The following is a 13,764-nucleotide window of genomic DNA, read 5'->3' as shown; positions in this document are numbered from 1 at the left end:
ATTAGAATGGCTCCGGTTGACTTAATGAGAAGTTAACAAATGTACCATTTTTAGATTTAGAATGCTTAATATCCATTTCGCATTGGGTACCCAACGCTTCTTTAAATGCATTGACTAAATCTGTCTCAGGTGAACCAAATACAGATGGATCTAATTCAATATCAAGGGCCGATGCACATTTCATCGTTTGTTTTAATGCACGTTCCATCATTTTTTCGGTGAAGAAGATCATTCCAAAATGTTTACGATTTTCATAGCCTTCATTTAAAATTTCAAGGTCTAGTTGTAACCATTCTGTACCTTTATCATTTACACGCCACTGTACCTCTGAAAGTACAACATCATATCCACCTTCTGGTAGTGCCTCATAATCATCTACCGGTGATGTTTTAGGATCAAATCCCTCTGCTAATAATTTTTGAGCCATAGCTGCTAAGTTACTCATATTCTTCGTCTCCTTTGGTAATAGTGATAATAATTTTTTACATTGTTCTTTATCAAACATACCGATATGTGCCATTTCTCGGGTTAATCCCATCATATCGGCTAACTGTTCATAAGCTTTTGAACGACTAATTTTTCCAAACTTCCACCGTACATCAAATCGTGCATGACATAATTTACGTAGTTCTCTCAATTCGGCGTTTGCCATTGTTCCAAGTTGTGTTTTACCTCGCCCATGTGTACCTACCCTAGCATCACATGGCCTACATACATATACGTTGGTACGATAATTCGTGCCATAAAAATCCTTTGAACTGATAAACTCAGCCGGTTTATGACAATATGGACAAATCATTTAGTACGTGGAGCTCTCGGTGCTCTTTGAGCTCCAGGTTTTGCTGTACGTGGTGCTTTTACTGTTGTGTTCGGTTCATTGGCTGGCGGTGGGTTGTCATTTACATATTGTTCGATGTTTTGTTTTTCATAATCTTCTTTAGTACGCGGATCATAGATGTCTTTGTCTAAGAAATCTAATGACTCACCTTTTTCAACTTTGATAAATTCTCCTGAGCCTTCATGTTGAAAATACATTGTTTCAGTTGCTAGGTTATCGTTTGGTTTTACTGTAACTGACACACTGGAACCATCTTCTAACTCAACTGATACTTTCTCAGCAATTTCAGTTAGTGTTTTCTTTTCTTCAACCTTATTCTCAGTTTGTGGAACTGCAGCAGAACCTTTATCGAAAGCACCAATTACAGAATCTAAGATTTTTAAGATACGCTCGTCCTCAATCCAATCACGTTGATAATTTTTACGGCGATCCACTACACGGCGAAGATATTTTTTACCGATTTTTTGACACATGATGTTTAGATCACAGTTGCCATTTACTACGTTTAAATCTTTGTCACCTAACGATGGAATTGGCTTTTCTAAAGTACCTTCAAGCTTTGTTGCATATCGACTAATATAGATAACATTCATTGGCAAGGCTTTAAGACGTACCACAATAGACGTAATGAAGGTTTTACGTAAGCCCCATCCTTTTCCGTATGGAACATCCCCAACATAATCAACGCTATTTTCTTCACAAATTGCTTGTTCAATCAGTGTGATTAAGTCATCCACTACATCGATAACAACAGTTTCAAACCCATGATTACCTTTTTCTAAATCTTTAATGAGCCCTAACATTTGCTCAACTACAGATACCTTAATTTCGCCAGTCTTTGGATCGCGCTCATTTTTCAAGTCTACTGACGGTGTTTCAATTTGTGCTGCATTTCCATCTGTATTAAAAATAACTGGATTAGGATACTCGCTCGCAAGATACGATTTCCCATTCATTGTTGGTCCCCAGATGAAATAATTACGTGGTGTTTCAATAGTTTTCTTTGGTTTATTTGGTGGTAGTGCCATGATTATTTAGCCTCCTTAGTTTTTTTCATAGATACTTTTGTATAGCCCTTTTTAGGCGTGACCTTTTCAAACCTTTTAGCAATGCGTGGATGTGATTCACGTAAAGCTTTTGTATCTATTGTTGTGGATTCAGTTGGAAGCACCAAGGTAATAGTGCACAGATCCGTTTCAAATGACTTCACTTTGTGGTCCATCATTAATTGATATAGCTTGGATTTCATATCCTTATATTGCGCCTCAATTTCTTTGAACGATTGAATTTGCAGCTCAAATTTTTCTACTTCACTAGCAACAATAGCAATCTCATTTTTTTCTTCTAAGGTAATAGAATAAAATTCAGCCTCAGACATTTCCGGAATTTGATTTAATGCCCCGCAGCGTTTCCAGAACAACTCAATGGCTTGTAAAATTTCATTTATTTTCGATTCATCACGATGTACAACTTCAATTTGTAAACGCTCCGGATCAAATTCAGCATCAAAGTTATCTGGACGTTCATAGAGTGCTAACCAAGCTGCAGGTAAATTAAATTCATTCATATACAGTTGCATTTGAACTTTATAAACATCCATTGTTGGCTTTTTACCATGTGTTTTAATTTCAAGTAATAATGATTCGTCATAATCAGCCCCGTCACAATTGCCGCGGATACGACTCTCTTTATTAATAACTGTATCCGGTTGGAAATTCGTTTCGTTTATTACGTTAATGTAGTCTCGAATTTGTGGCTCCATTGTTTGGCCATATACTGTGTATTCATTTCCTTCAAACACAGTTGGTACTACGCCAGTTTTTTCTTTCGCAAGCTCAAATTGTGATTTGTATTTACTTAGACCTAAAATTATTGGAACATCTGAACCACCTACAAAGGTTTGGCGGTTTTCAGTGACGTTTTTATCATCTGTTTGGAACATTTATTTTTCCCCTTTCAGAGCTATCGCTATTTTGTTGTGTATTTCTTCTACTTGTTTTAAGTAGTTTTTCAAACCACTAGCGCCTTTTCTATCAATGAATAACTCTTTGTTAACGATTAGTTTTAAAGCGTTCAAAATGGTATTTGAATAGCCCTTAAATCGCCACTTAGATGTTGTCTTTTTGGTTGTTGGATTAAAGACTTCTTCGAGGCGTTCAATTTGTACATTTAAGCTGTCATACTCTTTAATCCGTACATTTCCAAGGTCAATGAGTACAGCTTTTTCTTTTGTTTCAGCCATTACTCATTCACACCTTCGATTTTGATACCTAACGTGTATAAAGTGTGACTTATGCCAGCTTTCATTCCTCTGTCATACGTATCTTGATCCAGTCCTTCATAAAATACCTTTAAATTTTCTTCTGGAGTAGGAACAACCTCATAACCATAAGCTAACAACTCAGCAACTATTAACACTTTTTCAGAACGCTCTTTATCAGCGCCCATCCATTTTTCTAATTCTTGCATTGCATCAGCTACTGATTGAGTAACCTTTCTTTTTACATTTTTAGCCACACATTTCACCCCTCCATATACTTCACAAAAAGCTCGTCCGTGAAGTCTTTCTTTGTTTTCAAAGCACCATATATTAATTCCTCAATCGTATCTTTTGTAATGAAATGATAGACTGTAACTTTTTTATCCTGGCCATTACGATATGCTCGACCTAATGACTGCTCATAATCTTGCAAACTATAGGTTGGTGTATAGAAAATAACAAGGTTTGCATATTGTAATTCAATACCTGCAGCACCGGCCTGATATTGAACAAGCGTTACACTTCCTTTTAATTTGGACCATCGATCGCGTGGTGGTAACTCTGATTTCTGACCACTAACCTCAAACACTTTTTTCTTCAACTTAGCCAGTAATAAAAGCAATGTTTCTTTTTCAGCTTTAAAATTATAGAAGATAATAATGTTTTCGTTGGTACCTTCTGCAAGCATTTCGATATATTCAAGCTTGTTCTTTTGATTGGCGTAGAATCGCAAGCCTTGTGCTAGTTTTGGATACGTATCATAGACAACCTTCTCGCTACCAACCTCTAAAATACGGTCTTTCTTAAGCTTCAAATACTCAGTGGATCGCTTGAAAAATACATCTTCAATCACCATCGGCGGAAGGTCCAAACAATCATCTTTGGAAAGCTTCACACTAAAGGATTGATACATTTGCTTGAGTATACTTTCACGGTTCCAACCAACAACCTTATTAACGCGGCGTTTACCAAGATATAAGGTGTCGAATATACCAAACTCGCGTTCAAATTGCGTTTTATTTTGAGCCAAATTAAACATAATAAAGTAATTAATCGTATCGACCCATCCGTTACTAGATGGTGTGGCAGATAAAAGAAGAAAATACGTACTTGCTTTCACTAAGTTTTTAGCAGCCTTACCACGCTGTGATGAGGATGTTTTTACATAGTGGCATTCATCGAAAATAACGAACCAACCTTTGTAATTCTTCCAATCACTAGCAATCTTGCCGTAACTTAATAGGTCATAATTTATTTCAATGCCGTAATAGTTAACAATCGTTTGAATATCTCTATCCCATCCACCTTCTTTAATTTTTTGTGGTGGTGCCACAATCAAAAGAGGTTCACCGTTGCTATGAAGCAAATAATGATGAATAGATAAGATGGTTTTACCGGTACCCGTATCAAGTGCATAGAGCCAATTAGGTTTAGCAGCTTTTAATACTTCTTTTTGATACTCATATAACATGGAATCGGTCGAGATTAATTCGGACATCTTCGACGCTGTATGCAACAAATGCTACACCTCCTGCAGCTTGTATTTTTTCGATATTGTATTTTTGGAGCTCACTCACTACGCCACCTGGTCGCTTTACTTCAATGCCAACAAACTTTCCATTGATACAAGCTAGGATGTCTGGTACACCCGACTTTTGAAACATGTCACCGTGTACCTTCATCCACCAATAACCTTGCGTTTCGAGCCATTTCTTTATTTGATTTTCAATTGTTTTTTCGAGTGGTTTTCTCGTCATACTAGGAAACAACCTCCCGATTTGATATACTTATTTCAGATAATTATTTTGATTGGAGCCTGAACCGTTGCAGCGGTATAGGCTCTTATTTTTTTGCCATCACTATAGTTCCTCGTTGCCATTCGGCTACAAACTCATGAAACTCCCAACCTTTATTTACTAGATTGTTAGCTACAAAATAATCGCCCAGGACCTCTAAAAGACAATCGTTCATGTTTTTCACCTACCGAATTAATTTAATTGCACGATTAATTGTCTCGAGCACATTTGGATTTTTAGCACCTGCAGCCATCTTTTTCAGCGAAGCAACAACCTCATCTTTCTCTGTATTTGGTTGATATTTTTGAAGGATAATTTGACCCTCATCGATAAAGATTTCCAAAGCATCTTTTACATCAATTCCTAATGTGCGGCGTAGTTCTATTGGAAGAACCACACGTCCTAAATCATCGACTTTACGAACAATACCTGTTGATTTCATTAACAATTCACTCCTTTGATTTTGATTCCTAATGTGTCTACAGTGCATTTAATAGCAATCATTTTAAAATCTGCCTCTTGAATACGATTTAGAGGATTAGTTTTATTAGCGCGATATAACTCTAATTCTTCATACCAATCTGCTATTTTATCCTCTGGCGTTTTCTCAACAATATAGCCGCAATACAAGGCACGAATGAGAATATCTAAATCCAATCCATTTAAGGCTTTGTTTGAGTTTAGGTTCCATCCATTTGGATACCTTACATGCGCATCAATAATTGTTTTTTCTGTGTAGTTTTTTATTAAATTGTTTAAAGCATCCGCAACATCTTGACTAACCTGTACCTTCTCCATTTACTCACCCCAATTTACCGTGAACCCTGTCACGCCCTTATTATCTAGAATTGTATAGCCAGCTTTCTTTAACTCTTTTGAAAAAACCCCTAGTATACGTGGTTCATCACCTTGATAAATGTAAGTGAATTTACTGCTACCTTGTTCTGCTTTTGATTCAATACCTTTAACTAGATCTTTGAAATATTCACTTTCTAATGAATCCTTCTCGAATTTTGCAGCTGCTTCGTTTGAAACTTTTTTCATTTCACTCGCTAGTTGAAGCTTCATTTTTATCCCTCCTTATATTTCCTTTCTGTTAAACTATTGGTAGAAAGGTAGGTGATACTTATGAATTCAATTTCTCCTTTTTATCACAATGCGACTATCTGTACAAATAGGCATATTATTAGTTCAGTAAATTTAAAGTTTGGTAGCATACCTTACTGTGAAAAATGCGGTGAAATAACTATCTCTCACTGTCCATGTTGCAGCACAGCTATTAAGGGAGCTTATGAGACCGAATACTCTATTGATTTTGATTATGACTCTCCTGCTTATTGCTATAATTGTGGTCAACCATTCCCTTGGACTGAAACACTATTAAATAATGCAGTTGAATTAATAGCGTTAGATGATAACTTGTCTGATGAGGATAAAGCTATAATCAAGAGTGCTTTGCCAGATTTAATTGTTGAAACTCCGACCACACCATTAGCGACGGCAAAATATAAAAAGTTTATTCCTAACGCTGCTAAGTACATCCAAGATGGATTGAAAAATTTACTTGTTGATGTTGCTAGCGAAACTGTAAAGAATTCTCTTTGGGGTTAGCATTTCCGCAATACCCACAATAGTTGTCTGAAATACAAATCACCTCTTTGCAGAAATTACATAGTTTATGATCACCATTTTGTAATTTTAGAGTGTTAATGTATTGTTTCGACTTCGCCTCACTTGTTGTTCCAGCAACTGGTGAGGATTTTTTATTGTCCTCCACACTCTTCACTCTCCCTTCAATGCCTGATAAACTTTTTGAGCATACGCGACTTGTTGCTTAATGTATGGATCCGTTTCTTTTCCTCCACTTGCTAGCCAGTCACCTATACGCTGTTTAACATCTGACAAAACGTTTAATGGTAACTCGCAAGCTATTTGGTGTAATTCATACAGTGGGCTTACACCACTCATTAATGCTTCACCGACTAATACAACTGGAACAGGATTAATGTTCATTAGATTAACCTCTCGCTCGTTTATTTAATGCAGCTTGTTTATCTTTATCCGACATTACGTTCTACTCTGCTACTTTGATTTTCATTTGACTTCACCACCTTTTCTTTTTGTTTCGCTTGTTCCGCTAATATCCGAGGTATCGATGTCCGCATAAAAAAATCTTTCATACGTTTGTACGTGTCTGTCGGAATATCCGGTGGTTTAACTGGTTGTATTTTTAACCATCTCCTTCTTTTGATTTTTAACGTTGCTATCGTCAAATAAGCTATAAGTCCGAATACTATACCGTCATCGGCTCGGTATCACAGCGCGCTTTACTTTTAATCTATTTAGCTTCCTACTTTGACACTTTGACACTTCGGCACCAAACTATACATGAATTTCTCCGAGAGTTGCCATTTCGGAAACATTAAGTGTAAAAAAAATCACAATATTTTCTCGTTCAATTCCAAACTTATTTGTAATTAAAGAAAATTCGTCAACATCTATTGGTAATTTTCCGTTTTCTTTTTTTGAATACGTCCCTTTTGATACACCCAAAACTTCACCCATTTCTTGAACTGTCAAACCTCGTGCGACTCTCTCAGCTTTTAATCGATTATGGTTGAATTTCATATTTTCACCTCCAACATTTGTTAACCAAATAATAGCATCAGTGTTTCCATTCAGTCAACAAAAATATATTAATAGATTAAAAATATTACTTAATTCCTCCTATTGTTTCCTATAAGGAAACGTGATAGTATATTTATCAAGGAGGTGCTATTAATTGAAATCCATAGAAGTCGCTAAGAGAATAGAGAAAATAGCAGAAGCAAAAGGAATCAGCGGTGCTGAACTCGCACGAAGAATAGGAACAGATAGAAGTACAATTACAAGATACTATAAGGGCATCCGAAAAATATCTATGGAAGAAATACCGAAGTTTGCTGAAGTATTAGAAGTAGATGTAATAGAGTTACTTTTTGGATCTGATATTAAAAACATTAATACTGTAAGCGAAGAAAAAGTTGCTGTTCCTATCCTAGGAAAAATAGCTTGTGGAGATCCTATTTTGGCTAAAGAAAATATAGAAAACTATATTTATAAACCTGCAGATAGTTTACCAAGTGGAGATATCTTCGCATTACAAGCTAAAGGTGACAGCATGGAACCAACAATACCTGATGGTGCAATTGTTCTTTTACGAGCTCAACCAGATGTTGAAAATGGTGAAATTGCAGCTGTATTAGTAAACGGTGACGAAGAAGCAACGCTTAAACGAGTTAAAAAACAAGGTGATACGATTTTTTTAATGCCGGAGAATCCTAAATACGCTCCATATATCGTTGACGAAAATAACCCAGCAAGAATTATCGGAAAAGCAATAAGTTTCGAAATGATACTTTAATTACAAAACGTTTTGAAATTAAAAAGTTAAGAGCAGACTCATTCGTCTCGCTCTTTTCTTATATACAAGCAGGTGAGAAATATGGTGGTAGGTTTATACGTACGAGTGAGTACACTCGAACAAGCTAATGAGGGTTATTCTATTGCAGCACAGAAAGAAAGCTTAGTAGCATATTGTAAAGCTCAAGGTTGGTCAGAATATAAATTTTATGTAGATGAGGGTGTATCAGCAAAAGATACTAAAAGACCAAAATTACAACTGTTATTAGAAGATATTAAACAACAAAAAATCAGTATTATTTTAGTGTATCGACTTGATCGCTTCACCCGTTCTGTACGTGATTTACATCAGATGCTCGACTTACTTGAAGAGTACAATTGTAAATTCCGTTCCGCCACTGAAGTCTACGATACAACCACAGCGATGGGCAGAATGTTCATTGGACTCGTTGCCCTATTAGCCCAATGGGAGACGGAAAATTTATCAGAAAGGATTATCATGGCATTAGATGAAAAGGCAGCAGATGGTGAATGGGTAGGTCAACCACCTTATGGGTACGATGTAGATAAAAATGATAAATTAGTGAAAAATGACAAAGGTAAGTACGTGCTTGATATTATAAATAAATTAGAAGTTGGATGCTCTTACAATAGCATAAGTAGCCATTACAGAGTAATAGATCAGAGTAGAGGATGGAGTGCTAATGCGGTATTACGCATAGCAAGAAATCCTGCGTTATATGGAGCATCAAGGCGTAAAGGAGAGATACGAGAAGGCACACACGAAGGTTATATTACAAAAGAGCGTTTCCTAAGATTACAAAAGATGCTTGATGATAGGGGCAAGCAATTTAGAAAAGATATTGAAAGCACAGGTATTTTCAGTGGGGTTTTAGTTTGTCCTAATGATGAATGCGGGCATAGATTAGTAGCCACAAGATTTATAAGAAAACGCGCTGATGGTTTAGAACGAGTTGGTTACACTTATAGATGTAATTACTGTTTAAAGTATAAACGGACTCAAAAAAGACCTGGTGAAAGATATTTTATCGAGGGACTGACAGAATACATGAAAAATATTAATTTCACTGATTTAGAAGCACCTGAACCAGCCCTCCATATTGAAACAGAAGAAATTATACAGAAAATCAAACAGATAGAGCAGCAAAGATTAAAGTATCAACGTGGATGGGCTGCTGACCATATCGATGACGCTGAATTTGAAGAACTTATGCATGATACTAAAATTGTCCTCAATAACCTACAGAAACAATTAGATGGGTATGAAGAACCTGAAAAAATTAATTTAGATGCTATAAAGAATGTTGTAGTCACATTCAATAATTGTTTCACACAATTAAATCAAGAAGAGAAAAGCGAATTCGTACAACGCTTCATACGAAAAATTGAGTATCGTTACGAAGATCGCCCTCCAACAAGCAAAAAATATAAAAAAGGACGACCTAAAATCATTATCACTAATTTAGAATTTTATTGACTAGTTTACTTGTACTCTTGTGACAAAATCAGTCGCACCTGTGAAACATAAAAGTCCCTGTTGATGTTTCACTAGCTCCATCAACATGTTTGCTGCATATTCGGAATAAGATAAGGAAGTAAGTGGGAATGCATGATTTTGTAGAAGTAAACGGATATGTGACGTAAAGCATTTAATTCCAAAGAATAAACCATAAACTTTCCAGACTTAGGGCCACAAGGGCTTAAGGCACTTTATAAGAGGGTAATTTAAAATAAATAGCCATAATTATTAATTACAACTTGGATATCCAGACAAATTTCAATACTTTAGGAGTCTTTATGGTTGATTTTTTTACTTTAAGAAATTTTATGGTTGATTGAAATCACAAGAAATTTGTTTCTTTATTTTTTCTAGATTTACACCTGTTATTATCTCTTTCTCAAACCTTCCATTAATACACTGTAAAATCACAACCTCCAAGAAATTTTTTATCTCCTATTTTTAACACTACTAAAAAATTTCATTTTCTATATGCTGATAAATATACATCACTTAGCATTGTGATAACTAAATTAAATAAACTAAGTAAACCTAAACTCAAAAAATTAATATAAAAAAGCTTACCTAAAATTACATATACCGCTTTCAATTTTATATCAATGAATGGTACGAATATCGATACCAAACCAGTAATTAAAAATAATACACATGTAAATACATATGGACCTAGAAAATGTATTAAAGCTTGACCTTTTTCAACTTTGCTATCTTGATACTCAGCTAAGATTTTTATATCCTCATCGCTAAAAACATTTTTACCAGCAGCGAATAAAGCTAAAGTTAATGCTAGACCTGTAGATGATACTGAAAAATAGTCTCCCATCTTGAATTTTGTTAAATCAAAATAACCCAACCAAAAAGCACCTATAATTGAACCAAAGAATAATAGTAGCCAAAGTATAACTAAATAAAACGGCATCAAAACTTTTTTTGCTTTCCAAATTACTTGCAGGGGATTTTTATAAAATTTATCTTCCATTTGGATAATCTCCTTCCCTAAAAGATTGTATCCAGATTAGTAATTTTTTTAATTTTTTTAATAACTTCTTTACCTTTACTATTTCCTTTTACGACTATTGATTTTAAATAACCTTTTTTCGCCTGCTCATTTATTTCTTCTTCTATGCTTTCTAGTTTTAAAGGTTGACCATCTGCTCCATATAAAGTAGTATGTAATTCTTTAGCTTCAGATTTTTTTAATATGTTATGTCTATCTAGTGATGGATTTCCATTTGGATAAACAATTACAAAGCTAACTTCTGAATATTTTTCTTGGTCAAATGAAATTAAATCATATATAGGATTGATATTAATCATACCTATTTGCGCAGAAGTATAAGGATTGTTATTTATAATATTTTCTAATTCTATAATGTAATCCATAGCATCTGATTCAGATTCTGATTCAACGAAAATGTTTTCTGTTGAAGGTTTATAATAGGCTTTTAAATTTAAAAGGTTTATCGATTTCTTTTTAAAAATTTCCTTATACAATTTAATCTTATAAAATTTTCTTAAATGAGTTATACCTGTCCCAATTTTATTATCGAATTCGAAATTTAATTCTTCTTCCATTTTTTCGTCATTGATTAAATTATAAGCCTTTTTAATTGAAGGATATTTTTTTCGAACTCACTTCTAACTCTCATACAGTTTTCGTTTAATCTAAAAATTCTTTCGTATAATGGATTTCTCCGTCTTCTTTATAATTTAATAATATTTTGTTATATAATCCATGTAATTTTAAAGTAATTGCCTTTAATTTTTTATATTCCTCTTCAAATCCATCTTCATCAAACTTTCTTGGAAGTAATTCAAATAAACTATTTTCTTGTTTTATACCAATTACATGATCTAATACGGTAGGCACTAACTCATTAATTAAGTAATTCAACTCACCATTAATTTTAAAATCAATTATAGTATTCGGCTGAAGGTTTAATTTAAATACTAAATAGTTTACTTTCATACTTATAGAATCCCCTTTAACTTGAATTTTATATACATATTAATCTAATAACACACGTTCTATTAATATAAATTAAATTATAATACATAAAATGCCAGATTTATTATTGTTTTCAAAAATTATATTAACTGACAAAAAAATTGGCTTTATATATATCTGTTTAGTACTCCGAATAGAGAATGTATATAAGATAGGTGGTCATTTGCAGAAATGTTCAAAATGCTCACCAACCGTTGTAGTAATTAGCTTTTGTTAATTAAGTATAAAAATTTTATCAATGATATTCATAGAAAAAGCCGAAAAACATTGATTTAACAACGTTTCTTGGCTTTTCAATGTGTTCTCCAGCGACTTTTTGGAAACTTGTTTTATATAAGTTAGTCATCAATCAAACTTTAAATAGTAAACCCTGTTTTTCGCAAGGACTAACCAGAATAGTTTATTTGTATAAATTTCAATTTTAGTTTTATCATTACCAACGTACAACTAAACTATGTTTTAAAAATTAGTTCTAATTTCGATATTTTTTAATGGATTAAATTTGGAAAGTTTTCTATTTCATTTTATAACCTAGACTTAAGACTATTTCTTCCCAACCATTTCTAATATCATCTTCTAAAAACACACTCTTATTCCCTAATGCTTTTTGTAATTTACTAATACTAGGGTAAACATCATTGTCATGCAATTTAATTGCTGCTTCTCGAATATCATACAAAATTCTCTCTATTCTTTCTTCCTTCAATTTTGATAAGTATTCTATGTATCTTTTACTAACTTTTTTACATAAATCCGGTGCATTTCTTCTTACCGTTTTTTTTGCTAGACCACTTTCTTTTAAAAACTGTTCAAAACTAATTGGAATCTCTCTAAGTATAAGTAGGCACTCATTTAATGATGATTCTATCTCTTTTTGTTTTTGTACCTTCCTTTGCTTTGAATAAGATTTATAATTTTTTTGTATTTTTTGGCATAATAAAGGATAATGTCTTTGTGCAGTATCAATGCCAAAACCTCCTTCCTTTGCAATCCTATATAAACTCATTGGTTCTGGTGTATGTAATTCTTTTACTAATGTAGTTTGAATATCACTTAATGGGATACTTTTCTTTTTTTCATAATTATATGGTGTAATATCTATGTCTAACTTTATATTATCTTTATAAATTATTTCATAAAGAGTATAGTTTAACTTTTGGGTAATTTTAAATAAACTTTCATGTGAGGGTAAGTATTTATTATTAATCCACTCCCAAACAGTGGTAGGATTGTATCCTAAAAAATCAGCAAGCCTACGCTTACTTCTAAAACCTAAATCATTTATTACTCTGTTTAAAAAGTTCCCTATAAATCTTTTACTAGGGAAATATTCAAGCTTTGGTGCGTTTTCTATTAACTGTTTGTAATTCAATAGAGTAAATCTTTCTTCCTTAGAAATAGTTATGTCACCAATTTCACCTTGATTCCCCAACCATGATTCACAATATTGACAATAACCAGTTTGGTAATGACTATGCAAAAAAAGTAATTTTCTATTACACACCGGACAACAATCACGTAATCGTGTTTCGTGAATATCACATGTTTGAATATCTGCTAAAAACCATATTAATGGCTCATATATTTCTTTGGACGTCATTTTCCAATCTTCAAAACAAGCTGGACACCACTTTCTATAAGGGCTACGTAATTTTTTAGAAAAGATCCCCTGCCAATTTAACATTGTCAAATTTAGTATATCTCTCCTTCCAGTTAATATTTCTAATGCACTCACATATTCGAGTGTTATGGTACTGATTTCATTTATATAAAGAGAACTACCTTTAGATATTTGAACTGAACCCTATTTTGTAGACAGTTTAATAAAAAGGGATGTAGTTGTAAGTTAAGCCGCAATGAGATGGCTTCGGTAAGTTGCCGGAGCCATCTTTTTTAGTGTCCATTGTTTTCGTGTGTGAT

At 33.7% G+C, this 13,764-nt stretch carries 20 protein-coding genes; 3 read left to right on the top strand and 17 right to left on the bottom strand.

The window, feature by feature from the left end:
• Window position 1 precedes the first annotated feature (1 nt).
• The 11 genes from ACVYAD_RS12940 to ACVYAD_RS12890 all read right to left on the bottom strand — a co-directional run bounded on the left by ACVYAD_RS12940 (window position 2) and on the right by ACVYAD_RS12890 (window position 5,962).
• Complete coding sequence (locus ACVYAD_RS12940) at window positions 2-799, bottom strand: zinc-finger-containing protein (RefSeq protein WP_476426693.1); 798 nt, start codon at window positions 797-799, stop codon at window positions 2-4.
• A complete protein-coding gene (locus ACVYAD_RS12935; RefSeq protein WP_476426692.1) occupies window positions 796-1,866 on the bottom strand; it encodes an AAA family ATPase in 1,071 nt (356 codons plus the stop codon). The genes ACVYAD_RS12940 and ACVYAD_RS12935 overlap by 4 nt, the downstream gene beginning before the upstream one ends.
• 2 nt (window positions 1,867-1,868) lie before the next feature.
• On the bottom strand, window positions 1,869-2,780 hold the full coding sequence (locus ACVYAD_RS12930) for a YqaJ viral recombinase family protein (RefSeq protein ID WP_476426691.1): 912 nt from the start codon (window positions 2,778-2,780) through the stop codon (window positions 1,869-1,871).
• The gene (locus tag ACVYAD_RS12925; protein ID WP_476426690.1) at window positions 2,781-3,080 is read right to left on the bottom strand and encodes a hypothetical protein; all 300 of its coding nucleotides are present in this window, start codon (window positions 3,078-3,080) and stop codon (window positions 2,781-2,783) included. It lies immediately after the preceding gene.
• Window positions 3,080-3,355 (bottom strand): hypothetical protein, encoded by a 276-nt coding sequence (locus tag ACVYAD_RS12920; protein WP_476426689.1) that lies wholly within the window; start codon window positions 3,353-3,355, stop codon window positions 3,080-3,082. The genes ACVYAD_RS12925 and ACVYAD_RS12920 overlap by 1 nt, the downstream gene beginning before the upstream one ends.
• Window positions 3,356-3,360: 5 nt before the next feature.
• Window positions 3,361-4,617, bottom strand: coding sequence for a helicase-related protein (locus tag ACVYAD_RS12915; RefSeq protein WP_476426688.1), 1,257 nt, complete (start codon window positions 4,615-4,617; stop codon window positions 3,361-3,363).
• Complete coding sequence (locus ACVYAD_RS12910; protein ID WP_476426687.1) at window positions 4,559-4,855, bottom strand: VRR-NUC domain-containing protein; 297 nt, start codon at window positions 4,853-4,855, stop codon at window positions 4,559-4,561. The genes ACVYAD_RS12915 and ACVYAD_RS12910 overlap by 59 nt, the downstream gene beginning before the upstream one ends.
• 85 nt (window positions 4,856-4,940) lie before the next feature.
• Window positions 4,941-5,069, bottom strand: coding sequence for a hypothetical protein (locus ACVYAD_RS12905; RefSeq protein ID WP_337990332.1), 129 nt, complete (start codon window positions 5,067-5,069; stop codon window positions 4,941-4,943).
• A gap of 9 nt (window positions 5,070-5,078) precedes the next feature.
• On the bottom strand, window positions 5,079-5,336 hold the full coding sequence (locus ACVYAD_RS12900) for an AbrB/MazE/SpoVT family DNA-binding domain-containing protein (RefSeq protein ID WP_476426686.1): 258 nt from the start codon (window positions 5,334-5,336) through the stop codon (window positions 5,079-5,081).
• Window positions 5,336-5,692 (bottom strand): hypothetical protein, encoded by a 357-nt coding sequence (locus ACVYAD_RS12895; RefSeq protein ID WP_476426685.1) that lies wholly within the window; start codon window positions 5,690-5,692, stop codon window positions 5,336-5,338. Before ACVYAD_RS12895 ends, ACVYAD_RS12900 begins: the two co-directional genes overlap by 1 nt.
• On the bottom strand, window positions 5,693-5,962 hold the full coding sequence (locus ACVYAD_RS12890; RefSeq protein WP_476426684.1) for a hypothetical protein: 270 nt from the start codon (window positions 5,960-5,962) through the stop codon (window positions 5,693-5,695).
• Between the two features lie 60 nt (window positions 5,963-6,022).
• On the opposite strand from ACVYAD_RS12890, the gene ACVYAD_RS12885 reads away from it, so the two are divergent.
• Window positions 6,023-6,505: a DUF2321 domain-containing protein gene (locus ACVYAD_RS12885; RefSeq protein ID WP_476426683.1), complete on the top strand. Its 483-nt coding sequence runs from the start codon at window positions 6,023-6,025 to the stop codon at window positions 6,503-6,505.
• Window positions 6,506-6,676: 171 nt separating this feature from the next.
• Here the strand turns inward: ACVYAD_RS12885 and ACVYAD_RS12880 are convergent, their stop codons facing one another.
• Both ACVYAD_RS12880 and ACVYAD_RS12875 read right to left on the bottom strand, forming a co-directional pair.
• Complete coding sequence (locus ACVYAD_RS12880) at window positions 6,677-6,907, bottom strand: DUF6877 family protein (protein WP_476426682.1); 231 nt, start codon at window positions 6,905-6,907, stop codon at window positions 6,677-6,679.
• Window positions 6,908-7,276: 369 nt separating this feature from the next.
• Entirely contained in the window at window positions 7,277-7,522 is a 246-nt protein-coding gene (locus ACVYAD_RS12875; protein ID WP_476426681.1) for a helix-turn-helix domain-containing protein, read from the bottom strand.
• A gap of 154 nt (window positions 7,523-7,676) precedes the next feature.
• On the opposite strand from ACVYAD_RS12875, the gene ACVYAD_RS12870 reads away from it, so the two are divergent.
• Together ACVYAD_RS12870 and ACVYAD_RS12865 are read left to right on the top strand one after the other, a co-directional pair.
• Entirely contained in the window at window positions 7,677-8,297 is a 621-nt protein-coding gene (locus ACVYAD_RS12870; RefSeq protein ID WP_476426680.1) for a LexA family protein, read from the top strand.
• Window positions 8,298-8,378: 81 nt separating this feature from the next.
• Window positions 8,379-9,794 carry a recombinase family protein gene (locus tag ACVYAD_RS12865; protein WP_476426679.1) on the top strand — a complete coding sequence of 472 codons (1,416 nt, stop codon included), beginning with the start codon at window positions 8,379-8,381 and terminating at the stop codon, window positions 9,792-9,794.
• 502 nt (window positions 9,795-10,296) lie between these two features.
• On the opposite strand, the gene ACVYAD_RS12860 is transcribed toward ACVYAD_RS12865, so the two are convergent.
• The 4 genes from ACVYAD_RS12860 to ACVYAD_RS12845 form a co-directional block, all read right to left on the bottom strand.
• Window positions 10,297-10,815, bottom strand: coding sequence for a hypothetical protein (locus ACVYAD_RS12860; protein WP_476426678.1), 519 nt, complete (start codon window positions 10,813-10,815; stop codon window positions 10,297-10,299).
• A 17-nt stretch (window positions 10,816-10,832) separates the two neighbouring features.
• Window positions 10,833-11,411, bottom strand: coding sequence for a hypothetical protein (locus tag ACVYAD_RS12855; RefSeq protein WP_476426677.1), 579 nt, complete (start codon window positions 11,409-11,411; stop codon window positions 10,833-10,835).
• 85 nt (window positions 11,412-11,496) lie between these two features.
• Window positions 11,497-11,805 carry a hypothetical protein gene (locus ACVYAD_RS12850; protein WP_476426676.1) on the bottom strand — a complete coding sequence of 103 codons (309 nt, stop codon included), beginning with the start codon at window positions 11,803-11,805 and terminating at the stop codon, window positions 11,497-11,499.
• Between the two features lie 553 nt (window positions 11,806-12,358).
• Window positions 12,359-13,528, bottom strand: coding sequence for a TniQ family protein (locus ACVYAD_RS12845; RefSeq protein ID WP_476426839.1), 1,170 nt, complete (start codon window positions 13,526-13,528; stop codon window positions 12,359-12,361).
• Window positions 13,529-13,764: the final 236 nt, after the last annotated feature.

It is taken from the genome of Lysinibacillus sp. G1-3 (assembly GCF_056322905.1).
Note: the sequence above shows the minus strand (reverse complement) of the source record. Positions and strands in the feature narration are given on the sequence as shown.